The organism is Shewanella sp. 125m-1 (assembly GCF_052977065.1).
Map to the genome: position 1 here is coordinate 62,069 of NZ_JBRILT010000009.1, position 26,123 is coordinate 88,191.

The 26,123-nt window shown below is 44.1% G+C and carries 20 protein-coding genes; 16 read left to right on the forward strand and 4 right to left on the reverse strand.

The features are described from left to right. The first annotated feature begins 116 nt into the window (after positions 1-116). The 8 genes from ACVBIK_RS06555 (at position 117) to deoD (ending at position 8,748) form a co-directional block, all read left to right on the forward strand. Positions 117-452, forward strand: a complete 336-nt coding sequence (locus ACVBIK_RS06555; RefSeq protein ID WP_447160110.1) for a hypothetical protein — start codon at positions 117-119, stop codon at positions 450-452. Beyond that, the gene (locus tag ACVBIK_RS06560; RefSeq protein ID WP_447169327.1) at positions 449-1,243 is read left to right on the forward strand and encodes a TatD family hydrolase; all 795 of its coding nucleotides are present in this window, start codon (positions 449-451) and stop codon (positions 1,241-1,243) included. Before ACVBIK_RS06555 ends, ACVBIK_RS06560 begins: the two co-directional genes overlap by 4 nt. Before the next feature lie 179 nt (positions 1,244-1,422). Continuing rightward, on the forward strand, positions 1,423-2,682 hold the full coding sequence (locus tag ACVBIK_RS06565; RefSeq protein ID WP_447160108.1) for a NupC/NupG family nucleoside CNT transporter: 1,260 nt from the start codon (positions 1,423-1,425) through the stop codon (positions 2,680-2,682). Between the two features lie 340 nt (positions 2,683-3,022). After that, positions 3,023-3,856: a nucleoside-specific channel-forming Tsx family protein gene (locus tag ACVBIK_RS06570; protein WP_447169328.1), complete on the forward strand. Its 834-nt coding sequence runs from the start codon at positions 3,023-3,025 to the stop codon at positions 3,854-3,856. Positions 3,857-4,435: 579 nt separating this feature from the next. Next, on the forward strand, positions 4,436-5,209 hold the full coding sequence (gene deoC / locus ACVBIK_RS06575) for a deoxyribose-phosphate aldolase (protein ID WP_447169329.1): 774 nt from the start codon (positions 4,436-4,438) through the stop codon (positions 5,207-5,209). 162 nt (positions 5,210-5,371) lie between these two features. Further along, a complete protein-coding gene (gene deoA / locus ACVBIK_RS06580) occupies positions 5,372-6,703 on the forward strand; it encodes a thymidine phosphorylase (RefSeq protein ID WP_447160105.1) in 1,332 nt (443 codons plus the stop codon). Between the two features lie 13 nt (positions 6,704-6,716). Further along, positions 6,717-7,937, forward strand: a complete 1,221-nt coding sequence (locus ACVBIK_RS06585) for a phosphopentomutase (protein WP_447160104.1) — start codon at positions 6,717-6,719, stop codon at positions 7,935-7,937. A 100-nt stretch (positions 7,938-8,037) separates the two neighbouring features. Beyond that, positions 8,038-8,748, forward strand: coding sequence for a purine-nucleoside phosphorylase (deoD, locus tag ACVBIK_RS06590; RefSeq protein ID WP_447160103.1), 711 nt, complete (start codon positions 8,038-8,040; stop codon positions 8,746-8,748). A gap of 114 nt (positions 8,749-8,862) precedes the next feature. Here deoD and ACVBIK_RS06595 read toward each other — a convergent pair whose 3' ends face one another. Continuing rightward, on the reverse strand, positions 8,863-10,161 hold the full coding sequence (locus ACVBIK_RS06595) for an AhpA/YtjB family protein (RefSeq protein ID WP_447169330.1): 1,299 nt from the start codon (positions 10,159-10,161) through the stop codon (positions 8,863-8,865). Positions 10,162-10,239: 78 nt separating this feature from the next. On the opposite strand from ACVBIK_RS06595, the gene serB reads away from it, so the two are divergent. Together serB and ACVBIK_RS06605 are read left to right on the forward strand one after the other, a co-directional pair. Continuing rightward, positions 10,240-11,247, forward strand: coding sequence for a phosphoserine phosphatase SerB (gene serB, locus ACVBIK_RS06600; protein ID WP_447169331.1), 1,008 nt, complete (start codon positions 10,240-10,242; stop codon positions 11,245-11,247). A gap of 284 nt (positions 11,248-11,531) precedes the next feature. Further along, positions 11,532-12,440, forward strand: coding sequence for an alpha/beta fold hydrolase (locus ACVBIK_RS06605; RefSeq protein WP_447169340.1), 909 nt, complete (start codon positions 11,532-11,534; stop codon positions 12,438-12,440). A 102-nt stretch (positions 12,441-12,542) separates the two neighbouring features. Here ACVBIK_RS06605 and ACVBIK_RS06610 read toward each other — a convergent pair whose 3' ends face one another. Continuing rightward, a complete protein-coding gene (locus ACVBIK_RS06610) occupies positions 12,543-13,154 on the reverse strand; it encodes a response regulator transcription factor (protein ID WP_447163342.1) in 612 nt (203 codons plus the stop codon). Between the two features lie 248 nt (positions 13,155-13,402). Between ACVBIK_RS06610 and ACVBIK_RS06615 the strand changes: the two genes are divergently transcribed. From ACVBIK_RS06615 to nrfD, 4 genes are all read left to right on the forward strand, one after another. Further along, positions 13,403-15,193, forward strand: a complete 1,791-nt coding sequence (locus ACVBIK_RS06615) for a sensor histidine kinase (protein WP_447163343.1) — start codon at positions 13,403-13,405, stop codon at positions 15,191-15,193. A 375-nt stretch (positions 15,194-15,568) separates the two neighbouring features. Next, positions 15,569-17,845, forward strand: coding sequence for a thiosulfate reductase PhsA (gene phsA, locus ACVBIK_RS06620; protein ID WP_447169332.1), 2,277 nt, complete (start codon positions 15,569-15,571; stop codon positions 17,843-17,845). A gap of 12 nt (positions 17,846-17,857) precedes the next feature. Continuing rightward, on the forward strand, positions 17,858-18,430 hold the full coding sequence (locus tag ACVBIK_RS06625; protein WP_447160097.1) for a 4Fe-4S dicluster domain-containing protein: 573 nt from the start codon (positions 17,858-17,860) through the stop codon (positions 18,428-18,430). Next, positions 18,427-19,374, forward strand: coding sequence for an NrfD/PsrC family molybdoenzyme membrane anchor subunit (gene nrfD, locus ACVBIK_RS06630; RefSeq protein ID WP_447160096.1), 948 nt, complete (start codon positions 18,427-18,429; stop codon positions 19,372-19,374). Before ACVBIK_RS06625 ends, nrfD begins: the two co-directional genes overlap by 4 nt. Before the next feature lie 752 nt (positions 19,375-20,126). Here the strand turns inward: nrfD and ACVBIK_RS06635 are convergent. After that, positions 20,127-20,882, reverse strand: coding sequence for a DedA family protein (locus ACVBIK_RS06635; protein ID WP_447160095.1), 756 nt, complete (start codon positions 20,880-20,882; stop codon positions 20,127-20,129). Positions 20,883-21,407: 525 nt separating this feature from the next. Here ACVBIK_RS06635 and ACVBIK_RS06640 point away from each other — a divergent pair. Then, positions 21,408-21,887: a DUF2127 domain-containing protein gene (locus tag ACVBIK_RS06640; RefSeq protein WP_447169333.1), complete on the forward strand. Its 480-nt coding sequence runs from the start codon at positions 21,408-21,410 to the stop codon at positions 21,885-21,887. A gap of 103 nt (positions 21,888-21,990) precedes the next feature. Here the strand turns inward: ACVBIK_RS06640 and ACVBIK_RS06645 are convergent, their stop codons facing one another. Next, positions 21,991-24,414 carry a PilZ domain-containing protein gene (locus tag ACVBIK_RS06645; protein ID WP_447163347.1) on the reverse strand — a complete coding sequence of 808 codons (2,424 nt, stop codon included), beginning with the start codon at positions 24,412-24,414 and terminating at the stop codon, positions 21,991-21,993. A 164-nt stretch (positions 24,415-24,578) separates the two neighbouring features. Between ACVBIK_RS06645 and radA the strand changes: the two genes are divergently transcribed. Next, positions 24,579-25,952, forward strand: a complete 1,374-nt coding sequence (radA, locus tag ACVBIK_RS06650) for a DNA repair protein RadA (RefSeq protein WP_447160092.1) — start codon at positions 24,579-24,581, stop codon at positions 25,950-25,952. The last annotated feature ends 171 nt before the right edge of the window (positions 25,953-26,123 follow it).

The window sequence follows — 26,123 nt, forward strand, 5'->3', positions numbered from 1 at the left end:
CCCCAAGCCTAGCTTGGGGTTTTGTTTTTAAGCTCAGTGGCTCTTATGCTATGTATACTAATTATGTAATAGTTATCAGCTTGTGATTGACTCTATCAGCGTTTTGAGGAGGGTGTATGCGATATATAAGACGGTTATGGCATAAATACATTCAATGGTGTGATCGGATGGGCTTAACGCTTGAAAATCGCCGTTGTTGTGCACCACTGCTATCAGAACCTGAGCTTCCGCGAACAACAAAGCCGGTCTCAAAAAGTTGCGGTTCAGCTAAAGTAGAAGCAAAAGTAGTGGTCAATGGGAAACCTTTAAAACAAGTACCATTACCCCCAGCGCAGTTAACTCCAGCTCAATTATCCACAGTGCAGTCAGAGTCTAAAACTGAACATGATAAGCAACAGCTTCATGGCGTTTATCAGCAGTCAGCAGATAACGTAAGCGAGCTCAAGCGATGACTAATGCGGGTGTTTACGTACAGCCTATTATTGATAGTCATGCCCATATCGACTTTCCAGAGTTTGATTGCGATAGGGGCTCGCTATTTGATGATATGCAAGCTGCAGGTATTAAGGCGGTTGTTATCCCAGGTGTCTCTCCTGAGCGATGGGGACGGCAAATCGAAGTGGCTAAGCAATATAACTGTTTTTTTAGTTTAGGGATCCATCCTTGGTATTGCGAAAGTACAACAGATAATGACATTCAAAAGTTACGTGCTTTACTTACTTACTATAGAGATGACCCTAGATTAGTTGCAATCGGTGAATGTGGCCTAGATAAGTTACATAAAAGTAATTTCGCAACACAAATGATGGTGTTTAAAGCTCAAATCAGCTTAGCAAAAGAATTTGAGTTGCCTCTCATTATGCATGCGGTAAGAGCACATGAAGAAGTGATTAAGTGCCTTAGAAGCGAGAGCTTAGTGAAAACGGGCGTCATTCATGGTTTCTATGGTGGCCCCGAACTAGCAATGCAATATGTTAATTTAGGTTACAAGCTAGGCATTGGGGGTTTGTTGCTCAATGATAATGCACCTAAGCTGCAACAAACAGTAGCAAAGTTACCGCTAGAATCATTCGTTTTAGAAACCGATTCACCTGCTATGGCCCCTAAACGCAGTCAAACGAATCGTAATACCCCGCTAATTTTGCCTGAAATAATCAAAAAAATAGCAAATTTACAAAATAAATCAGCCGTTCTTATTTCCGAACAGATGTTTTTCAATGTCACGCAACTCTTTGACCTTTAATTTTTTTCTGTTCAAACAGATGTTCCGCGCACCGGAAATTCCAACGAAATCATTGAAATAAAACCTCAAAAACTTGATCAATACGACGCTTTTACCGACGTGGTCGGGTATAATCGGGGTCGTAAAAAAAGGTTGGTTAACAACATAATTAAAAAGTATTAACAATAGGGTGATGGTTAATGGATATTTTAATGAGTTTAGTAGGGGTGGTCACCTTACTAGCGATAGCTTTCGGGTTATCAAACAATAGAAAAGCAGTTAACAAGCGTACCGTTTTTGGTGCGTTAGCAATTCAAGCCGCTTTCGGTGGTTTTGTTTTGTACGTTCCAGTTGGTAAAGACATTTTGCAAGGAATGTCAGATGCAGTATCTAGTGTTATTGGATACGCTCAAAGCGGTATTGGTTTCTTATTTGGTGATTTAGCTAACTTTAAAGTTGGCTTTATTTTTGCCATTAACGTACTACCAATCATCGTTTTCTTCTCTTCTTTAATCGCAGTTCTTTACTACTTAGGCGTTATGCAGTGGATCATCCGTATTATCGGTGGTGCGCTACAAAAAGCATTGGGCACAAGTCGTACAGAGTCTATGTCTGCGACTGCTAACATCTTCGTTGGTCAAACTGAAGCTCCACTTGTTGTTCGTCCGTTTATCGCGACTATGACTAACTCTGAACTATTCGCCGTAATGGTGGGTGGTCTTGCATCTATTGCGGGTTCAGTAATGGCTGGTTACGCGCAGATGGGTGTACCTATTGAGTATCTAGTTGCGGCTTCGTTCATGGCAGCACCTGCTGGTCTATTAATGGCTAAGCTGATGCACCCAGAAACTGAAGAAGCAAAGAACGACATGAGCGACTTACCAGAAGATCCTGATAAGCCAGCTAACGTTCTTGACGCTGCGGCTGCAGGTGCTTCATCTGGTATGCATTTAGCACTTAACGTTGGTGCAATGCTTTTAGCATTCGTTGGCTTGATTGCTATGGTTAACGGCATTATCGGTGGCATCGGTGGATGGTTCGGTATGGAAGGCTTAACACTAGAATTAATTCTAGGTTATATCTTCATGCCTCTAGCATTCCTTATCGGTGTACCTTGGAACGAAGCACTTGTTGCTGGTTCTTTCATCGGTCAGAAGATTGTCATTAACGAATTTGTTGCTTACCTAAACTTTGCTCCATACCTAAAAGATCTTGCTGATGGCGGTATGGTTGTTGCTGAGACTGGTGTAGCAATGTCTGACCGTACTAAAGCGATTATCTCTTTCGCTCTATGTGGTTTCGCTAACTTATCTTCAATTGCGATTCTACTTGGTGGTCTAGGTTCTATGGCTCCGACTCGTCGTCATGACCTAGCTAAGCTTGGTATCCGTGCGGTTATCGCAGGTTCTCTAGCTAACTTAATGAGCGCAACACTCGCTGGTTTATTCTTAGCGTTGTAAGCCTCTATTAGACTGGGCATTCATTGCCCAGTCTAAGCGCTATCCACCTTTTGGCTAGCGCTATATTAAATCAATCGTTTTCCAAACTAAGTGTTCTTTGAAATGATCAATAACTAGGGTTAGGGATTATTTCGACTTAAATAAGACAATAATAGTGATTAGGCAGCATATTCGGCCTTAAAATCACAAAGTTGTTCGAATGTTAAAACTTAGTGTTCGCATTTTTACATTAATCATGTTGATGTTTGACGTAAATAAAGTAGAATGCGCGCCATAAAAAAGAAACGCTGACTCTTCAATAAAGAAGCGCAGCAAACCATAAATAAAAATGGGGTTGATGATGAAAAACGTTAAAACTTTAGCACTAGCTGCTACTGCTGTTGCCGCTACTTTTGCTGCACCTACTTTCGCTGCTGACCGTGGTGATGATATCCATGCTGGTGATTACAGCTGGATGCAGTTTAACTACATGTATGCTCTTGAAGAGCTACCTCGCTCTCCAGATGCACCAAGTGGTCACGACTACCTAGAGATGGAATTCGGTGGTCGTTCAGGCATTTTTGACCTATACGGTTATGTTGACGTGTTTAACCCTTCTGAGCGTGACTCAAGTGATAAAACCGGCAAAGCAAAAATGTTCATGAAGTTTGCGCCACGTATCTCGCTAGATGCATTGACTGGCATGGATTTATCAGTTGGCCCAATCAAAGAGGTTTATATCTCTACTCTGTTTAACTGGGGTGGTGGTTATGATCAAAATCCAGCTTTTGGTTACGTAAATAACTCTTTCTGGGGTGTTGGTGCCGATGTTGAAGTACCTTGGTTAGGCAAGACTGGTATGAACCTATACGGCCTTTATGACCTAAACGCTAAAGAGTGGAACGGTTACCAATTCTCTGCTAACTGGTTCAAGCCTTTCATCAACTTTGATAATGGTTCATTCATCTCTTTCCAGGGTTATGTTGATTACCAGTTCGGTGCTGACAACGAATACCGTGGTAACTCACAAGCTACTTCTGGTGGCGCAGCATTCTTTGGCCTTTACTGGCATTCAGAGCAATTCGCACTGGGTTACGGTCTAAAAGCTTATAACGATATTTACTTGATCAAAGATTCTGATGCTTTTGAATCTTCTGGTGTAAGCCACTATTTCTCAGCTACTTACAAGTTCTAAGCATCGCTTAAAGCGTTGGCTTAAAACTGTGTAAATAGACGACAGAGCCGCGATATTCGCGGCTCTATCTTACAACTCAAATCCAACTATTTTAACGTTTAAATATTATTGTAAATTTGAACTAATATTGTCATGTCAACGGGTTAATTTTTACCTAAGCATCAGCTATATTTAAGAGTCTTATTTTAATAAGTGTTTAAGTACAGTTTGTTTATGTAAGCATTAATGACTCATCACAAAATATGATGAGTAATTTATTGTTAGTTTGATAAGATTTACTACGCGCTAAAATGGATTTTTCGCGGAAAGGCTGAAATAAGCAGTTTCAATTTCCCTTCCCGGTCTTCATGGATTCAAGTCGTGACACTAGTGTCAGGATGGTTGCGCTCAATTGAGTTTACAACGTTGGATACCTGAATAGTATTTTGATGTTAAGCGTTAAATGATGCTTAACATGTAATTCGGTAATGCCCGAAGGCCCGGCCCATAACAATAATCAAAATAAGCCAGTTCAAGGCATCGCCGTGCGATAATTTTCTGTTTTAAATTAATTATTTGAATCTTTCTCGGAGAGCTATTATGAGCGACTTAAAAAAAGCAGCACAACAAGCCATTAGTTTAATGGACCTTACAACGCTTAATGACGACGATACCGAACAAAAAGTAATCGACCTATGTCATAAAGCTAAGACGCCAGCAGGCGACACTGCCGCTATCTGTATTTACCCTCGCTTTATTCCTATTGCGCGTAAAACCCTAAATGAAATTGATGGCGACGATATTAAAATCGCAACAGTGACTAACTTCCCACACGGTAACGACGATATTGCTATCGCAGTACTAGAGACTCGCGCAGCAGTTGCCTACGGCGCCGACGAAGTTGACGTAGTATTTCCATACCGCGCACTAATGGCTGGCAACGAAACGGTTGGTTTCGAGCTAGTTAAAGCCTGTAAAGAAGCTTGTGGTGAAGATGCAATTCTAAAAGTTATCATCGAGTCTGGCGTATTAGCCGATCCAGCTCTTATCCGTAAAGCATCTGAGCTATCAATCGATGCGGGTGCTGACTTTATCAAGACATCTACGGGTAAAGTTGCTGTTAACGCAACACTGGAAGCCGCTGAGATCATGATGACAGTGATCAGCGAAAAGAACCCTAAAGTTGGCTTTAAGCCAGCTGGCGGCGTAAAAGATGCTGCAGCTGCTGCAGAGTTTTTAGGTGTTGCGGCTCGTCTTCTAGGTGATGACTGGGCGACGCCTGCGACATTCCGTTTCGGCGCTTCAAGCCTGTTGACTAACCTTCTTCATACACTCGAGCTAGGTGACGCACCACAAGGTGCACAAGGTTACTAATCTTTACTGATTAAGCTTGTTGTTAAGTGTGATCTAAATCTAATTAGGTGTATCAAAAGTTCGTTAGTATGTAACAATATTACGACTTTTGATTCCCTTTAGCGGAATGCTAACTGAAAGCACTATTTATTAGGAACTCAGTTACACTCTTGGAGGTAGTACATGTTTTTAGCTCAAGAAATTATTCGTAAAAAACGTAATGCTGAAGTTCTTTCGACTGAAGAGATCCAATTCTTCGTCAACGGTATCACCAACAATACTGTTTCAGAAGGTCAGATCGCAGCCCTAGGCATGGCGGTCTATTTCAACGACATGAACATGGATGAACGAATTGCGCTTACTACGGCGATGCGCGATTCTGGCACAGTACTAGACTGGAAATCGCTCGACCTTAATGGTCCAATTATTGATAAGCACTCAACCGGTGGTGTGGGAGATGTCATTAGTTTGATGTTAGGCCCAATGGCTGCTGCTTGTGGTGGTTATGTGCCGATGATTTCTGGCCGGGGTCTAGGCCATACAGGCGGTACGCTCGATAAATTCGATGCCATTCCTGGCTATAATACCGAACCTGATAGTGCGCTGTTCCGCAAAGTTGTAAAAGAAGCGGGTGTGGCCATTATTGGTCAAACAGGTGATCTCGTTCCAGCTGACAAGCGTTTCTATTCTATTCGTGATAATACCGCGACCGTAGAGTCTATCTCTTTAATCACAGCTTCTATTCTTTCTAAAAAGCTTGCCGCAGGTCTTGATGCTTTGGCGATGGACGTCAAAGTCGGTACTGGCGCATTTATGCCGACTTATGAAGCCTCTGAAGAGCTCGCACGCAGTATTACCGCAGTCGCAAACGGAGCGGGCACTAAGACAACTGCATTGCTAACTGATATGAACCAAGTACTGGCTTCATGTGCCGGTAACGCTGTAGAGGTGAAAGAAGCGGTCGACTTTATGACGGGTGCTTACCGTAACCCGCGTCTGTATGAAGTGACCATGGGTCTATGTGCTGAGATGTTAGTGCTAGGCGGGATCGCCAGTACTGAGGCTGAAGCGCGCGTAAAACTCAACGCAGTACTGGATAACGGTAAAGCGGCAGAGATCTTTGGTCGCATGGTGTCAGGTTTAGGCGGTCCAGCAGATTTTGTTGAGAACTACAGCAAGTACCTACCTGATTCTCAAATTATTCGTCCAGTGTATGCAGACAAAGCCGGTTTTGCATCGGCAATGGATACCCGAGAACTTGGACTTGCAGTCGTTACCTTGGGCGGTGGTCGCCGTAAACCTGGGGATACTCTCGATTACAGCGTCGGACTTTCTAAAGTTTGCGCACTAGGTGATGAGATTAACGCTGATAAGCCTATTGCATTTATTCATGCTCAATCTGAAGACGCCTTTGCTGAAGCACAAGCTGCAGTGAAAAAAGCGATTCATATTGGCGATACCAAACCAGACAAAACTCCGGAAATTTATCGTTATATCCGCGAGTCAGATCTGTAACGGAGCACAGTTTATGAAACGTACTATAATCATGATGCTAGATTCATTCGGCATAGGTGAAGCGCACGACGCGCATGCCTTTGGTGATGTGGGTTCAAACACATTTGGCAATATCGCTAAAGCGTGTGCTGAAGGTAAGGCAAATGATGGTCGTGAAGGCCCATTAAAACTGCCTAACCTAGCTCGACTAGGTCTTGGTCATGCATCAAAAGAGAGCACCGGTGAGTTTCCTGCTGGCTTTGGTGATGATGTAGAGATCATTGGGGCATATGGCCATGCTGACGAGTTAAGTTCTGGTAAAGATACACCAAGTGGGCACTGGGAAATGGCTGGCGTACCTGTTCTTTATGAATGGGGTTACTTTGGCGATAAGCAGAACTCTTTTCCAAAAGAGCTAACTGATAGAATCCTTGCAAGAGCCGGTCTAACTGAGTTTCTTGGTAACTGCCACTCTTCAGGTACGATAATTTTAGAAGAGCTTGGCGAAGAGCATATGCGCACCGGCAAGCCAATTTTCTATACATCGGCTGACTCTGTTTTCCAGATTGCATGTCACGAAGAGAGCTTTGGTCTTGAGAAGCTTTATGAGCTTTGTATCATTGCCCGTGAAGAGCTTAGCGATTACAACATCGGTCGTGTTATTGCGCGTCCATTTGTGGGAACTTGCGCAAGTGATTTCGAGCGCACAGGTAATCGCCGCGATTACGCGGTTGAGCCACCTGCACCCACAGTGCTTGATAAACTTAAAGCAGCCGGTGGCGAAGTGGTCAGCGTAGGTAAGATTGCTGATATTTATGCACATTGCGGTATTACCAAAAAAGTTAAAGCGACAGGTCTTGAAGCCTTGTTTGATGCGACATTAGAGCAAGTTAAACAAGCGGGTGAAAATACTATTGTATTTACTAACTTCGTAGACTTTGATTCGCATTATGGTCATCGTCGCGACGTAGCGGGTTACGCACGTAGCCTTGAGTATTTTGACTCTCGCTTACCTGAGATTTTAGCGTTACTCGATGAAGATGATTTCTTGCTGCTAACGGCAGATCACGGTTGTGATCCAACTTGGCCAGGCAGTGATCATACTCGCGAACGTGTACCAGTTTTAGCCTATGGTGCAGGCCTTGAGCCTGGTTCATTAGGGCTGCGAAACAGCTTTGCTGATATGGGGCAATCCATTGCCAGCTACTTTAAGCTCGAACCAATGGAATATGGCGAATCATTTATTCGCTTATAAACGGTTACGGAATTTAAATTTGGCGGCTCAGATTGGGCCGCTAGTAAACAAGACTTAAGTTGATTACGACGGTCTAAAAATATAAATAGGGGTTATTCTGATGGCTACACCACACATTAATGCAGTAGACGGTGCATTTGGCGATACAGTGTTATTTCCAGGCGATCCATTACGCGCTAAGTACATTGCTGAAACGTTTCTAGAAAACGTTGAGCAAGTGACTGACGTACGTAACATGCTAGGCTTTACTGGTACTTACAAAGGCGTTCGTATTTCAGTTATGGGCTCAGGCATGGGTATTCCTTCTTGCTCAATCTACGCAACTGAATTGATTAAAGACTACGGCGTTAAGAACCTAATCCGCGTTGGCACTTGTGGCGCGATCAGCACTGACGTTAAAGTACGTGACGTGATTATCGGTATGGGTGCTTGTACTGACTCACAAGTTAACCGTTTACGTTTCAAAGGCCAAGATTTCGCAGCTATTTGTGATTACAGCCTACTAGCTGCTGTTGTTAAAGCTGCTGATGCAAAAGGTACTAAGTACCGCGTTGGTAACGTTTTCTCAGCAGACCTATTCTACACGCCAGATCCAGAAATGTTTGACGTGATGGAAAAGATGGACGTTCTTGGTGTCGAAATGGAAGCTGCTGGTCTATACGGCGTAGCGAAAGAGTTCGGTGCTAAAGCCTTGTGTGTTGTTACTGTATCTGATCATATCCGTACAGGTGAAAAGACCTCTTCTGATGAGCGTCAATCAACCTTCAACGAAATGATCGAAATGACACTAGAAGCTGCTATTACTCTGTAATCGCTAAACTTCGCAGTCGTTGACTGCAGTGTGAAAAACGGACGCTTATGCGTCCGTTTTTGTTTTCAGTCTACAGGCAAGTACTGGTGCTTTTAAAAAGCGCTAGAGTTATTGTTACTCACTCTTCGGCTTTGGTTTTGGCTTAGCTTCGGCCTCTGTTACTGGCTCAGCTTTAGTCTTTGGTTTTGCAGGCGCTTTAGGCTTTTCTGCAGTCTTAGATTCTGCCTTAGCCTTAGGTTTTACCTTCGTCTTTGGCTTGGCTCTAGGTTTCACCGCAGGGGGTTCCTCTGCAGCACTTTGCTTTTTTAACTGGCTGGTATTAGTCGCAGCTGCCTTTTTTGGGACTGGTGTCGAGACTGGCTTTAGCATTGTTGCTGACGTTGCTGACGTTGCTGACGTTGCTGACGTTGCTGACGTTGCTGACGTTGCTGAAGGCTCAGGCTCTAACGTTAGCTTTGGCGCTAATTGTGACTTTGAGCTTGACTTTGAGCTTGATTCCGACTCAAATTCCGACTCAAATCCAGGGCGCCGCTTTGGCTCAGATTCGATTTGAGCATTAGCATTGCTTGGTTTTACTGTTTCTGTTTTAGGCGTGTGTTTTACGACTTCGGTTTCATTTCCATTTCCACTCCCTACTTGCTCAGATGTAGATGAACTGATTTCTATTAAGTTAGCTTCACTGGTCTTAGGCTCGATACTGGAAGTGACTTCAGTTGTCTCAGTGCTTTTTGCGCGCTTTTTATCTTCCGCAGCTTGTTTCTTGGCAGCCTTCGCGGCGGCTTTTTCATTTTTCTTTGTGAGTATTTGCCTGAGTTTGACTCTGGCTTTACGTCTATCAAAATCGGCACGTTTAAACGACAGGGCACGAGATAGCAACATACCAATCAAACCAGCAATAAGCAGCATCATCTGTTGCTGCTCCATGTTGATTTGGTGAGCCTCTTTTATTTCATTGAAGAAATACCTAGGTTCTAGGCGCACCTCAACATAACCCAAGTTTTTACCATCTTGAGAGACTGCCTCAACATAAGGCGGGTATTGTGCTAATGCATTGGTTAGCTCTGTTGATTCTGGCTCTAAGTCCTCATCGATAACGCTTTGGGCAAAGGAGAGTCTCACGCCATCTTCACTAAAGATGCTGGCAGACATGACTTTAGGATCTAAAACAAGCGCTTGAGCAAGCCATTGCAGCTGCTCGTCATTTTCTAACTGTAATGCCGGTGCAGCGCCATAAGCGGTTTGCTGCACCAGTAATCTTGCCATCTTTTCTGTTTGGGACTTTAGAAGCTGCTGCCCTTGTAGTAGGCTAGTTTCCCACAACTGATCGAGACCGATGAATAATGCGATAGCAACCATGATCTGCAATAATCGACTTATTCGATGGCTCTTTTTTAGGCCTTTTAAATAGAACACTGAAACCCTTAATTTGTTGTGTACTCACTTAATCATAATTGATTATGTCTGTACTCGATAGTTGGAGAGTCATAACTAATGAAAAATGCGAGTCAATCTACTGTTTTTGCTTGGTTAAACACCGAAAGTAGCACGTCTTTAATTGCTGGGAAACAAAGATTTTCTCGCCATAATGAAGCTGAGTGCCCGTTAAGCTTTTCACGCTATCGAGTGGTATTTTTTTCAGCGCAAAAAGCGGTCGATAAAGCATGGCAAGCGCAGTTGATTGCTGTTGAGAACTGGCTGACTTCATTAAGTGTTGATTTAAGCCTTGCAATAATCAAGCGAGACTGCGACTTGACCTGTATTGAGGTTTGTCTTGAACCTTCACTCACTGTAGCGCAACAGGCTGCTTGCAATGCGCTATCTGGTGTTGAGTTATTCGAGTTATTTGCCAATGCTCCTGTTATTAATCAACCAGGCTTGCTGGTGATGGATATGGACTCCACAGCGATAGAGATTGAGTGCATCGATGAACTGGCTGTTATGGCTGGAGTGGGCGCCGAAGTTGCAGAAGTGACAGAGCTTGCTATGCAAGGCGAGCTTGATTTTGAGCAAAGCCTCAGGGCGCGAGTGGCGAAACTTAACGATGCCGATGCGCAAATTATCGAAGCCTTGTGTGACCGGTTACCACTCATGCCTGGACTTAAAGAGATGATTGCTGAGCTGAAAAGTCATGGTTGGCGTACGGTGGTCGCATCTGGAGGCTTTACTCCATTTGTTAACCACCTTAAGCAGCTGTTGGCACTCGATGCCGCTTTTGCCAATGAGCTAGATATTGCTAAGGGGAGATTGCTTGGTAGTGTATCGGGTCAAGTTGTCGATGCGCAGTTTAAGGCCGATACCGTGCTTAACTGTGCACAGCAATGGCAAATAGAGGCTGGGCAAAAAGTCGCTATTGGTGATGGTGCCAATGATATTCCGATGATCCATGCTGCAGACTTTGGTATCGCCTATCATGCTAAGCCTAAGCTAGCTCAGGTGGCAGATGCAAAGATTAATAAGTTAGATTTAAAGACGCTGCCTTATCTGTTTCAGCTTAAGTGATCTCTTCGGTGTTGTTGCGACTCTTGCCTGAACATGCATGTTGTACTCTCTTGCTGCAACCTTTTGCTGTTACATAGGCCGGTTTAACTAAAAAGCTCATGACTATTCCGTTATGAGCTTTTGTTTTAAAACACAGCTATCATCTTGATTCATTTAGTTGATACATCTTCAAAGCTGTTTTAATGACGAATTAAACCTGTTTACGACCATTTAATTAGAGTGTTTACTCTTGTCTTTGTGTTATGACTTCAGTAGCTTATCTAAAAAAAGATGAGTACTTGCCGTTGAATATCCAACAAAAATCCTTTTATGTACCCTATAAGCATGGTCACCTTCATCTTAGGCAGATAGTGCCAGTTCAAGCTGATATGAATAAGCTGCCAGTGTTAATGTTACATGGCGCAATGTCTAATGGCCGAGTGTTTTATAGCGATTCTGGCAAGGGGCTTGGTTGCTACTTAGCAGATTCTGGCGTGGTGGTTTATGTACTCGACACACAAGGTCGGGGGCTCAGTGAGCCTAAACTGGCTCGTGGTTTTACTGGGGGGCAGGGGGAGGTCATTAGAGAGCAGTTACCTCTTATTCAGCAATATATTTTATCACTTCACCCAAATGTTAAAACCGTACATTGGTGCGCCCATTCATGGGGTGGAGTATTGATGGCGAGTGCTATCGCTCGCTATGATCATTTACAGCAATCTGTAGCGTCACTGGTGACCTTTGGCAGTAAGCGACGCATACAAGTTAAGTCATTACAGAAATGGCTTACGGTTAATCTGGTGTGGAATAAACTTGCGCCCTTGATTGCTTGGCGCAGTGGTTACCTCCCAGCTGACAAACTTAAGATAGGGATGGACAATGAGTCTCGAGCATCATTAAGGCAAACTATCGAGTGGGTTGGCGGGCATTGGATAGATAATGATGATGGTTTTGATTACGCCAGTGCTGCCAAGCAGGCCAACTGGCCTAAGTCTTGGTTTATCGCTGGTAAGGGCGATAAGGTATTAGGTAACCCAAGTGATGTGCAGCGAATGATAAAAGAATGTCATATCAAGCAGGTCGACTACACCTTGTTATCGAAGAAGCAGGGGTTTAAACATGATTATGACCACGGCGGCATGTTAACTCACAAAGATGCTGTCGCAGATCACTTTCCTCGGATCAAAGACTGGTACCACAGCTTTAACGGCTAACGATTTTGCTGTTTGCTGTTTGCTGTTTGCTGTTTGCTGTTTGCTGTTTGCTGTTAGCTAGCGGTTAGTTTGAGCTGTGATATGGCCGCAACGTCAACGGCTCTAGTCACTTTGTGAGGAGAGTAGTGGCGCGAGTTTGACTAACTCGGCTAGATTACTGACCCCGAGTTTACTCATCAGTTTTGAGCGGTGCACCTCAATCGTTCTTAGCGCCACACAGAGTTCATTTGCCATCTGCTTATTGGTATTACCGGCAATGACTAAATCAAAAATTTGCGCCTCTCGTTCAGTTAATGTGTCAATCAAGGCTTGATGGGTTAACTTCCAATGTTGGCGGACGCTGTACGCTAAGCCTTTAGCGATAGATTGTGACAATAAATGACCTTGAACCGGTTTTTGGAAAAAGTCGAAAGCCCCATTTTTAAAGGCATCCACAGCCATAGGCACATCGCCGTGACCCGTTAAGAATATGACAGATAAAGGGCTTTTAGCTTGTGTGAGCAGTTGCTGCACTTGTGGGCCGGTAAGTCCTGGCATTCTGGCATCTAAGATCACGCAGCCAGCCTGGCTTAAATCAATCTCTGCAAGAAAGCGCACGCCACTACTAAAGCAGCTTAGCTTATAGCCGTAGCCATCCATTAAAAAGCTGATGGAATCAACAATTGCTTCGTCATCGTCAACTAAATAGACCGGGCCGTTGATTTGCTGTTGCACAGTGTCTTCTCATATTTATACGGGGATAAATGATAGATATCCCAGTTCCCAGTTTTTAGCGAACTATTTTTCATAAACCATGAATTGCATCACGCAGCAAAAAAGTGGACCTAGCGTAAGCTATCGCTAATCAACACAATTCCTCTATTCGATTAACGTGCTTTTATTTTCCGCTAGATAACAATCTCTTTAACTAATGTCGGGAGATGTTCGGTAGGGGAATAAGTTTGTCAGTGGAGCCTAAGGAAATGAAATTGCCTAAGATTTTGTTCTGTCTATTTGTACTGCTTTTCTCATCTGCCACTTGGTCTAAGCCTCAGCAGCTTTATGTTGGCGTGCTTTCAAATTGGGGGCACCAGCAAGCAATTGAGCGCTGGAAACCTATGATGGAGTACCTCAATGAACAGGTGCCTCAGGCTGAGTTTCATGTATACCCAGGTAACTTTGAAGCACTCAATTTAGCGATGGAACTGGGGCAAATCCAGTTTATTATTACCAACCCTGGCCAATACCTGTATCTCTCTAATCAATACCCTTTGTCATGGCTAGCAACGATGCGCTCAAAGCGACATAACGGCAGCACCTCGGCGATTGGCTCGGCAATTATCGTCAAGGCAGACAGCGACTATCGCACTTTATATGACTTAAAGGGCAAGATTGTCGCCGCTAGCGACCCCCACGCACTGGGCGGCTATCAAGCCACTGTCGGTTTAATGCATCAGTTGGGGATGAACCCAGACACTTATTTTGGTCAAACCAAGTTTTTAGGCTTTCCTCTTGATCCGCTGTTATATCAAGTTCGAGACGGCAATGTCGATGCGGCGATTACGCCTTTATGTACCTTAGAGGATATGGTTGAACGTGGCTTGATTAACCGGGCTAGCTTTCGAGTGTTGAACCCTAGCCGCCCAGAGGGGATCGAGTGTCAATGCAGCACTAACCTTTATCCCAATTGGTCGTTTGCAGCGACAGAAGGTGTCAGCACTGAACTCAGTAAGGAGATCACGCAAGCGTTACTGGATTTAAGTGCCAATGACCCCGCGGCAATTCAGGCGAACCTAAAGGGATGGACCTCGCCGATTAGCCAGTTAGCGGTGATTAAATTATTTAAAGAGTTGCACGTAAAATCACCGGATAGCAGCCGCTGGGATGCCGTTAAAAAGTGGTTAGAAGAAAACCGTCATTGGGGCATTTTATCTGTTTTAATTTTTATTATCGCAACCCTATATCATCTGTGGATTGAATATCGTTTCCATCAAAAAAGTAGCTCATTGATAGAATCTGAGCGCCAGTTAAAGCAGCAAGCTATTGCCCTCGAAAGACTGCAAAGTGCATCGATTATTGGTGAGATTGGTGCAGGGCTTGCCCATGAGATTAATCAGCCTATTGCAGCCATTACCAGTTATAGCGAAGGCGGTATTATGCGGTTGCAGGGACGGCAGCAAGCAGATGTCGATGCTTGTATTGAACTGTTAGAGAAAATCCATAAGCAATCGACTCGCGCGGGGGAAGTAGTACATCGTATACGTGGGTTACTTAAGCGCCGCGAGGCGGTGATGGAGGATGTTAATATTCTCACCTTAGTGGAGGAGAGCGCCTCACTATTGAGACTTGAGCTTGCAAGGCGAGAGATCCAGGTTGCTACCCAAATTAAAGGCGAACCCTTTTTTATTACCGCTGACCGAGTTGGGCTTTTACAAGTGTTGATTAACTTAATAAAAAACAGCTTAGACGCGATAGCCGATTCTGATAATGCCCGCACAGGACAAATTAGTATAGTACTCGACTTTAAAGAGTCTCAAGTCAATATCTCCATCCTTGATAATGGTCCTGGCTTAGCATTAGAAGCCGATACCTTAATGGCAACCTTCTACACCACCAAAGTGGATGGATTAGGGCTTGGTTTAGCCATTTGCAGAGAGGTGATTAAGGAGCATGACGGGCATTTTGTGTTGGCTAATCGCTGTGATGAACAATCTGGCTGCGTAGCAAGAGTGCACCTGAAAAAGCGTGGCAGTGAACAGGCAGTTACTATTTAAACGTTAAATTTAGCTGCTCAGGCAAGCAGTTAATCCTATCTAATAGTAGCAATGTGCGGTCTTTGGCTTTATATAAGCGAGCCGCACATTTTGTATCAAAAACACGTTGTAACCAGCAAAAAGGTAAACTTTTTTACGGTATGTGGTTTACCACAATTTACAGTTTTTAGTCGCTGTGTTGGCGTAAAATTGAACTGTGAATTGCCTCACAAACACCAGCACCACATAGTCGGTATGTGGTTTACCACAATATTCAATCTCTGCAGGCTCAATAACAATGAGGAAAACCTTAGGAATGAGTTGATTGCAAATAGCGATTAACACAGGGCTTAATTCATCGCTCTCCTAAGGATCATTGTCATTGGGAGATTTAACATGAAACTAGATCGGCGAACCTTCATTAAAGGGGCCGGAGCCGGCACAGCGACTTGCGCATTAGCATCGCTTCCAGGCTCTTTGGCTGCCCTTGGACATTCTGAGCTGCAAGGTAGTGCAGAGTCTATCGCAAGTATTTGTGAAATGTGCTCAACCCGCTGTCCAATCTCTGCCCGAGTCGTAAATGGCAAGAACGTATCAATTCTTGGTAATAAGAACGCTAAATCATTTGGCGGAGCTGTGTGCGCCCGTGGTGGTGCAGGTCACAGCCAACTTTATGATAAGCAACGTATTGTTAAGCCGCTTAAGCGTGTTGGTGAGCGCGGAGAAGGTAATTGGCAAGAGATTGAGTGGGATGAAGCCTACAGTATCATTGCAAAAAACCTCAATAAGATTAAAACTGAGCACGGCGCTGAAACCGTAGCCTTCTCATCAAAATCAGGCTCTCTGTCTGGTCACTTGTTTCATTTAGCTAAAGCCTTTGGCAGCCCAAATACCTTTACTCACGCGTCTACCTGTCCGGGCAGTTATGTGATTGCGGCTAAAGCGATGTTTGGCGGCAAAATCAAGCGCGATTTAAGCAACTCTAAGTACATCATCAACTTTGGACATAACCTTTACGAAGGCATTAACATGTCTGAGACCAGAGGCATGATGAATGCACAAATGGAAAAGGGCGCTAAGCTGGTGGTATTTGAACCGCGCTTCTCGATTGTGGCTGATAAAGCCGATGAGTGGTATGCGATTAAGCCGGGCACTGACGTTGCGGTTGCACTGGCAATTTGTCATACCCTAATCGCAGATGACTTATACGACAAAGCCTTCGTGGCGCAATATGTGTCAGGTTTTGACGAGTTTGCCAAAGAAGTTAAGGCTTATACACCTGAGTGGGCAGAATCTGTTAGTGATGTGCCAGCTGAAGATATTCGCCGCATTACTCACGAATACGCAGCCGCTGCGCCACATGCGTTAGTCGATTTTGGTCACCGTTCATCGTTTACAACAGAAGAGTTTGAGATGCGCCGGGCACTTTATGCCGCTAACGTATTAGTGGGTAATATCGAGCGTAAAGGCGGTCTTTACTTTGGTAAGAAAGCATCTAGTTATAACAAGTTTGCTGGTGATAAAGTCGCACCGACGTTAGCGAAACCAGGTGTGGATGGTATGCCAAAAATTGATGCTAAGCGCATTGATATGGTCGATGAACAGTATGCATTAACCTGGTCATCGGGTGGTATTTACCAGACGATTCTCGATTCTACTCTAGATGCGGTTCCATACCAGTTACGTGCGTGGGTAATGAGCCGTACTAACCCAATGCAAACCATGACAGACAGAGCACGTATTGTTGAAACAATGCAAAAGCTCGACTTTATCGTGGCCTGCGATATCTATATCAGCGAGTCTGCCGCTTACGCCGACATTTTCTTACCCGAATCAACCTACCTTGAGCGTGACGAAGAGATCGCCGATAAGTCGAGTAAGAACCCTGCTTACTACGTGCGTCAGCGTGTGGTTGAAACCATTGGTGACACTAAACCTAGCTGGCTTATCTGGAAAGAGCTTGCGACAGCGTTAGGTCAAGGTCAGTTCTTCCCATGGGAAAATATGGAAACATTGCAGCTGTTCCAAGTACAGCGTGATGTGAATTTACTCAGAAAAATTAAAGATGAAGGTTTTGTTAGCTTCGGTAAGCCGTTAATGCTGCGTGAGCGCGGCATGGTAAGAGACTTTGTTGCTGCGTACCCCAATGCAAAAGCCGTTGATGAAGATGGCACTTATGCTAGCCAGTTAAGCTTTAAAACGCCGTCGGGCAAGATTGAGCTTAGCTCAGATAAAGTGGAGAAGATGGCGCCGGGCCGCGGGGTTATTCGCTACCGCGAAGTCACCATGAAAAAAGCCGACGAGTTGTTCTTTATTCAAGGCAAAGTGGCTGTACATACCAATGCGGGTACGCAAAACGTACCCATGCTGGCAAATTTAATGTCTGACAACGCGGTGTGGATCCATCCGATCACAGCGGGTCTGTTGAATATTTCAAGTGGCGACAAGATTCGGATCTATAACGATACCGGTAGCGAAGAAGGTCATGCCCTCGTGACACCAGGTATTCGCCCAGACACCGTATTTGCTTATATGGGCTGCGGCTCAAAGAATAAAGAGCTTGCCCGTGCAACCGGTAAAGGTGTGCATTGCGGTAACTTACTTCCTCATGTGACGTCTCCGGTAACAGGTATGAATCTGCATACTACCGGTGTCAAGATTGCCAAGATTTAATCGGAGTTAATTATGACTAAGCGTTATGTTCTCGTGCACGATGAAAACAAGTGCATTGGCTGCCAAGCATGCAACGTGGCTTGCCGCAGTGAAAACAATGTGCCTGAGTCGGTGACTCGAATTCAGGTCAGAATCGAGGGGCCGTACGGTAACTTCCCACACTTACATTTTAAATATAATCGTGTGTCTTGCGAGCAGTGTGAAAATGCACCTTGCGTTAAAGTTTGCCCAACGGGCGCGGCCTATGTGAATGATGATGGCATTGTTTCCATCAATGAAGGCAAGTGTGTTGGTTGTCTATATTGTGTTGCGGCTTGCCCTTATAAGGTTCGCTTTATTAACCCAGAAACTCGGGTGCCAGATAAGTGTGATTTCTGTAAAGAGACACGTTTAGCCCGCGGTGAAGAGCCTGCATGTGTCACCGTTTGTCCAACTCAAGCATTAACCTTTGGTGATGCCAATGACATGAACTCTGAAGTGCGTAAAGTGTTAGACACCAAACCGCACTACCAACAAAAGGTAAACCTAGGCACTGAACCGCGGGTCTACCGCATTCCTAGCCGTAAAGGAGGGATCAAAGCATGAACAATATCTGGGGCTCGATGGAACAATACGATCCGGTAGTGTGGAACTGGATTATCGCGGTTTACTTGTTTATGGCAGGCTTATCAGCAGGTTCTATGCTGGTAGCCATTGGACTTAAATGGTACAAGCAAAGTCGTGGTCAACCAACCGAAGGTTTACCTGTGATTAAGGCGGCAGCGGTCATTGGCCCTGTGGCGATCAGTTTAGGTATGGCGCTGCTGGTACTGGATCTGACTAAACCGTTTGAGTTTTATCACATCCTGCTTAACTACAACCTGACGTCAGTGATGGCATGGGGGGTGATAGCACTGCTGGTTTATATTCCGTTAGTGTTTGTTTTTGCAGCAATCGTATTTGAAAAACAAGTGCTGCATTACGCACCTTGGCTTGCAGGAACATTAAAAGTTTGTCGCCAGTTGGAAAATAGCATTAATAAGCTGATTTTCGCCCTAGGTCTAGGTGTTGGGGTTTATACCGGTTTCTTACTTTCAGCCTTGATTAGCTACCCTATTTTAAACACGGCGGTATTGCCTGCGCTGTTTTTAGCATCCGCCTTATCAGTGGGCTCAGCGGGTAACATTTTGGTGGCGACCTTGTTCTTTAGTAAGAAAGAATCAGATTGTATCGAGCAGGTGCACCGTATCGAGTACCCAGTGGCCTTTAACGAAGCACTTTGTTTGGTACTGCTGTTTGTCGGGCTTAACTTTTCAGGCCCAGCGGCGCAAGCGGCAACAGCAGCAATTACAACAGGTACTTGGGCGAGTGTGTTCTGGCTTGGCGTAGTGGGCTTAGGTCTTGTGGTCCCCGTTCTTGCGAGTACATTAGCACCTAAGGCTTGGCGACATACTAAAGGCTTCTTGATCACGGTATCGTGCAGCACCATTCTAGGCGTATTAGCACTGAGACACTTTGTGGTTTACGCTGGCCAGAGTTATATCAGCTAACTCAAAGTCGTTAATTGTCCTTCAATTTGCTTAGGCCAATTGAATCGCACAAGCCCAAACATTCGTTTGGGCTTTTTAATTTAGCCCCTGTCATCGATAACCAAAAAACAACAGCCAAAACCTAACACCTGAAGGCTAGCTTTTATCTTCTAGCTTGGCTCTGACAAAACGGATAGCTGATCTTAAATAAGAATGGCTGGCCTCACTGAAAGTGGACTTTAACAAGGACGATTGAACAAGAAGCTTTGAATAAGGAAGGGTGCATAAGAAAAGATGAATAATAAAAGTTGAAAGAGTACTTTTAAAGGCGGTTGAAGGAGTATTTGGAGCCATCGCGGGGCATAGGGGATGGAGCATTGGGGTTAGAAGAGTGAGTTTGGATTATTACGCTTCATGTCACACATTTGACCATTACAACAACACTTAGATTGGTAATTAGGTCAATACTTAGATTGCTACTTAGATTGCTACTTAGATTGCTACTTAGATTGCTACTTAGATTGCTACTTAGATTAGTACTTAGATTAGTACTTAGATTGCTACTTAGATTGCTACTTAGATTGCTACTTAGATTAGTACTTAGATTAGTACTTAGATTAGTACTTAGATTGGTATTTAAATATCAATCAGCTCCCTTTTGGGAGCTGTTTACATCAGTGCGCTTTGGCTGCTTATAAGGCAAATAATAACAATCTGCCTCCTGCGAAGGCGGACTCTGTCACACCTATGTTAAAGTTTATCGGGCAACGGGGTTATTCGACCGGGTTTTTCAACAAAGATGATTTTTTTGCCATTACCGTTTCTTGGATCTTTTCGTGGATTTTTTCTTGAAGCACGTCTGTCACTACTGACTTTTTAGCGCGTCTTTTCTTAATTAAAAAGCTGCTTAATAGACTGATGATTGCAACGCCTAAGGTAATCATAGGGGCGATAATGAGCGCCATAGTTACAAATCTCGCTATATTCTCAGGTAGATAAGATAGTGAGTAGCCAAAGCCCAATAATAGTGCACTCCAAATTGCAGCGCTTAGCCATGCAAAGTAATGAAAGTGAGACACCTTTTTAATGTGCAGCCCCATCATTAACGGCAGTAAAGGGCGAACGACAGGAATAAAGCGCGCGGTAAATAGGGCTAATAAACCATGCTTATTAAGCAAGTTATCTACCGTTTTCATGCGCTTTTCTGGGACGGCATCTATCCAGCGTTGAATTTTTGGTAGTTTATGTAGCCATCGACCTTGAATGAAGGCGACCCAGCTTCCCGTTGCGCCAGCGACAACTAATGCGGCAAACGCCATTGGCAGGCTAATAATGCCAGCAGCAGCCAAGCTGCCTGACAGGATCACTACGCTGTCACAGGGCATAGGCGCTGCAGGAAGCAATGCGCTTTCTAGCCAAATTAAGGTGAATATACAGAGGTATATCATGGCAGCACTGCCAGGGCTTTGCAGTAAAGCGAAGTCTTGCTGCCAAAGGGCAGTGATGACTGAGACAAATGAATCTAGCATTGTCGGTGTTCCTAAATGGGCCAAGTACTCAAGGCGGCAGCCAATTATTGCAATCGTTAGAGTAGGTTACTTAGAGTGGTTCATTAAGATTACTCTGTAAAGTGACTGACGAAAATGATTTTCAAAAGTGACTTAAGTGTATTACTAGTGTGGCGTTTTAGCGGACGATAAGGGTGGAGTTTTCTCCAGTCTTTATGCGCAACTCGCCTGAGTTAGCACTATACATCAGGATGTAATGGCGCAAATTAACTATTCAGCTTCATTAATAAAAATACATCTTCAGTTCATTGTTAATTAATCATTAGTGATTAATTGTTCTATTTTTATAAGAATAGAGTGATAAAAGGTTGGTTTTAACCTGCACTGGCGAGGTGTGAGTGAATTATCATTCATCCGCCACAAAAGGCACTAAAATGGCGTAAGATTACAGTCTAATTTTCTATTATCCATGACCGCTAGTCCTTAATAACTGGCATTTATTCATCATCAGTACTTAGGGTCATTAGGTCACCAAGAAAGGTTACTATGTCATCAAGAACAGTCACTATGTCGTCAAAAAAGAAGGGGCTAAAAGCTGTCGCGCTACTTGAAGCCTCAAAAGGCCTGTTATCGGTACTGGTTGTATTTGGGCTGCATACATTAGCCGGGGACAATATTCAGCATTTTGTTGAGGCGCTGCTCAGCCACTCTCACTTAAATCCTGCCAATCATTTAGTACAAGAGGCCATTAGCGAGGCGGGCAAGGTGACTGCAAGTAATATTAGTTTGGTTATGGCCGGCGCTTTATTGTATGGGGCTGTGCGATTTATTGAAGCCTATGGCTTGTGGCACAGTTTAGTGTGGACAGAGTGGTTTGCCTTGCTTAGCGGCGGGATCTATCTACCATTTGAGGCCTACGAGATGTTCACTAAACCCAGTTTATTAACCGCTGCAGTTTTAGTCATTAATCTTGTGGTTGTGGGTTACATGTACCGAGTGATTAAGCCTAAAAGCTTGATATCGTAAGGTTAGAATTGGGTGCACTTAAACAAATGCACCTGAAATAAGATGCACTTGGAATAAGGTGCACCTGAAATAAGATACATTTGGATTGAGATGAAACTGGAGGTTAACTTTCAGCGCTCAGCTCTGGGAACCGCAGTAACACTTCTTGAGTGATATCTAAAAGCTCACCTACGCCTATGATGTTCCATAGTTGTTGTTCGAGTTTCTTGCCCTTGTGAGGGGCGTGAATCGCAATATATTCCAGTTCGCGACGTATGTAGTTTAAGTCGGGTTTCCCCGTGGCTCCGCGGTAAACTCGCAGTGCTAAAAACTCGCCTAGATGTTGGCTGCGCTGAATAAAGCTAAGCTGCTGCGCGTATTGAGGCATATCACTATCGCTAATGCAGCGGACTTTAATCTGTCCTTGAGACATACGTGAGATCTGCACCAGGACTTCAAAATGAGATAAACCATGCTGAGGCTTCATCGTGCGAATAGGCGTAATAAAGTCACGTCTTAATTTACCGTCATTTAGCAGCGGCGCTAAATCATAGGCGAGTGTATTGTCGCTTTGAGAGGCAAACAGGTTAGCAATATGGTTTTGCTGTTTACCTATCCCTAATGTCGAGATATAAGCCGACTTCACCGTGCGCTCAAGATAAAAGGGGACAGAGACCAGATTGCGCATGATGATATTTTTCATCCCATCGGCCAGCTCTTTCACATTTTGGTTATTTTCGGTGATTTTTTGCAGTTTGTCCCGATTGTGCTCAATCAAGCGGTTTAAAAACTCCACGCCGACATGAGGTGTATGGCCAACTTGCGCTGCTAGGTGCAAGGTGATGCCGTTTTTACGAGTACGGATCAGCCGATAAGGAAGTGATGCTAAAGATGTCTTGCCGGCCAGAGGTTGTAGCTTAGGAAAGCTGATTAAAATAGGCTCATCCAGATTGAAGTTTACAGGCTTTATGATGCTAAGTTTCATACCCCGGCTTGAAATGTCATCGGTACTTGCCACCACATTCAGCTTGCCTTGGCTAAGCAGTGCTGCGGTTTTAAAGGCAAAGCGTGACTCATTACGTCGTTCGCTAAATTGCAGTGAGATAAGTTTAATGGTGTGCGCAGATATTTTCTTTTGCCCAAAGATTTTTAACTCATTAACATTAGCTTGGTTATCTGTGTCTTGGTTGATTTTGGCCCAGCTCTGATATAATTCACTCGCCTTACTGGGCGTCATATCAATGATCTGTAATACATGGCTAAAAGCACTCAGTTGCGTTTCTGTTAGCGCTGAGTAGCGCCCTTCATCGCCGGGTAAAATACTGGCTTTATAAGATTGTTGATGATCGATAGTTTGTTTGCTGACTTTAAATATTTTAAAGCTAGGCTTAGTCGCCGCAAAACTTAAAAATAGCGCTAACAGACCACGAGAATTAAGCTCTGCCAAGCTCGCTGAATAAAAGAATTTTGCGCCTTGTACAGTGAAGGTGAAGCAGAAGAACTGGCTATGCTGGTTATCATCAGCCGAATCTATAATGCGCTTTAGTCTATCTGGCGTGAGAAAGCTGCTTAGTTGGCTAATGTCCTCTTCATCTTTGAAATATTCGCTAATGGCCTGGTTATCACGGCTCAATAGTTTATGGCTGAGTACCAATTGCGAGTCGAGATTAGCCTCTGGGTTTGCCTTCGTTGCAACAAATAACGGCAGATGGGGTAGGTGCGGTAGATAATGACGCTCAAAGCCAAGCCCTTTAGTGGTCGTTAATACGTCATTAACATCGACTTTGTAACGGAACTTATAGCCTCGGATCAGCTTTTCTAGCATATCGGCTAAGGCATCTGTGCCTGATAGCCGTTTCAGTCTAAGCCAGCTGTACTCTTGATTGTGCTCTACGTCGACAATTTGATAGTCCACGCCTTGTTGCAGATCTTGATGATAGTACTCGTCGCTTAGCTCAAGCAGCTTAACCCGAATAGGCATATTGGTTTGTAGGCTATGTTTTGCCTTCAGGCGGATGCGTGCGCCGCCCACAGAGAGATCGACAGTAATACCATCAAGATTGAGGTGGCCTTGAGTCACATTGATGCGCATGCTGTAGTTCATCCGCTCTTCACTGCGGGCAAAGTAGCTGCCTAATACCACACCATCGGCGACAAACGGCGATGAATTTACAACGGGCTCATTTTGACCCGATCGTCGCTGTTTAGTAATTCGTTGTTTATGGCTATCAATGACTTGCTCATACACTCCTAAGGTGTACTGTTCGCGATAAAGGGCGAGGGCTTCTAAAAAGCTTTCTTTCGCTGGCGCATCGAGGTAGTGCTGCTGCTGTGCAAAACTAAATATTTCACATTCGAGTTCAGTTTTATTGCGTAAGTCGATTTTTCGAGTACAACTGGAGGCGAGTCTATTGAGCTCCATTTTGAGCAAAAAGCGTGTTGAATTGGTTTCATCAACAGTAAGCTGTTCGAACAGTTCTGAGAATTCCGGTTCCATTAATAGGGGTTTTAACTGCTCAACAAGTGCTTTGTGCAAATCTAAAGTCATTAATCACTTCTTTTGGGATGCTAAAAAGACCAATGGCTGGTAGGCTCATGGACCAATATTTGAGGGGGATATTCTCTATTCCCGCTATCTTAAATAAGTATCGGCCAATATTGGCGTTACTTTACTGATTTTATACGATCTAAAAATGCGATCTAAAAAGAGTTATGGCAAAGAATAAAACAGCTTACGTATGTAATGAGTGCGGTCAAGATTTCCCTCGTTGGCAAGGACAGTGTAGCGCTTGTCAGGAGTGGAATACCATTAGTGAACTTAAAATTTCTGCATCTAAGCCTGCGCGTAGCAGCGTCTCTGGTTATGCGGGCTCTGTTGGCGGTGGTTCAAAGAAGCTAAAAGAGATTGAAGAGTTTGAAGCGCAGAAGATGCTGACCGGTATTGGTGAGCTCGATCGTGTGTTATGCGGCGGTTTAACCACAGGCTCAGTTAATATTATTTCTGGCGATCCGGGAGCCGGTAAAACCACGATTTTGTCGGATTTAGTCTCGCGTATGTCGCAGTTAATGCCGTCACTTTACTGCACTGCCGAAGAGTCATTATCTCAGTTTAAAAACCGTGTTAATCGTCTTAAGTTAGATTGCAATGAAGACAATTTATATTTAATGGCTGAAACCAGCGTTGAAGCCATTATTGCAGAGCTTGAAGAGAAAAAAATTAAGTTTGCGGTTATCGATTCAATTCAAGCAGTGGTTACCGATTTAGCCAACGGGAGTCCAGGCTCACCGTCACAGGTTAAAAGTAGCGCTCAAGCGCTAACTCAGTATTGTAAGCAAAATAACGTGACCATGTTTTTAGTCGCGCACGTCAATAAGAATAATGAAACCGCCGGCCCACAGACACTGATCCATATCGTCGATTGTTTAACGCATATCGAGTGTAACGACGGACAGATCCGCACACTGAGAGCGAATAAAAACCGTTTTGGTGATGTGGATACCGTCGGTATTTTTAAAATGACCGAGCGCGGTATGATAAGTGTTGATAATCCAAGTGAGATTTTTCTTTCAGGCTCAACTACCGAGTCGCCAGGGGCTGCTATCACCTGCATCCGTAAAGGCAATCGAAATCTGTTACTTGAAATCCAGTGCTTAACGACAGAAACTGAAGCTGAGTTTCCACAGCGAGTTTGTGTCGGTTTGAATATGAACCGCATTAAGATGCTGACAGGGATCTTGCGTAAACATACTAAGACTAAAATTTTCCACGATACCTATTTTAACTTGGTAGGTGGCCTTAAAATTGATGAGTCAGAAACCTGTATTGATCTGGCTTTGGTGACGGCTTTACTCAGTAGTTTGAATGACTTTGTTGTCCCGCGAACGACCTGCATTATGGGGGAGCTCAGTTTAAACGGCGACGTTCGCCCCATTGATAGCGGTGTACCAAGGGTTAAAGAGGCGGTTCAACATGGCTTTACAGAAATCTATATTCCATTTCGTAATTACCATAAATCAATGGAAGGTTCTGGCGCTAAGATTATTCCGGTGAAGACTATCCATGAACTGCTTGAGCTGATTAATTAGCGGGGCTGATTTTTTGAGTAGCGGATTTTGATTAGCGTATTTGAGTAGAGTATTTTGGCTGAGTCTTTGCCCCAGTACTAAAACATTAAAGTACTAGTACGTTAAACTACTAAAATAAAAAACAGCAAAAAAACGCCGCATGATTTGCGGTGTTTTAGGTATGAAAGTCAG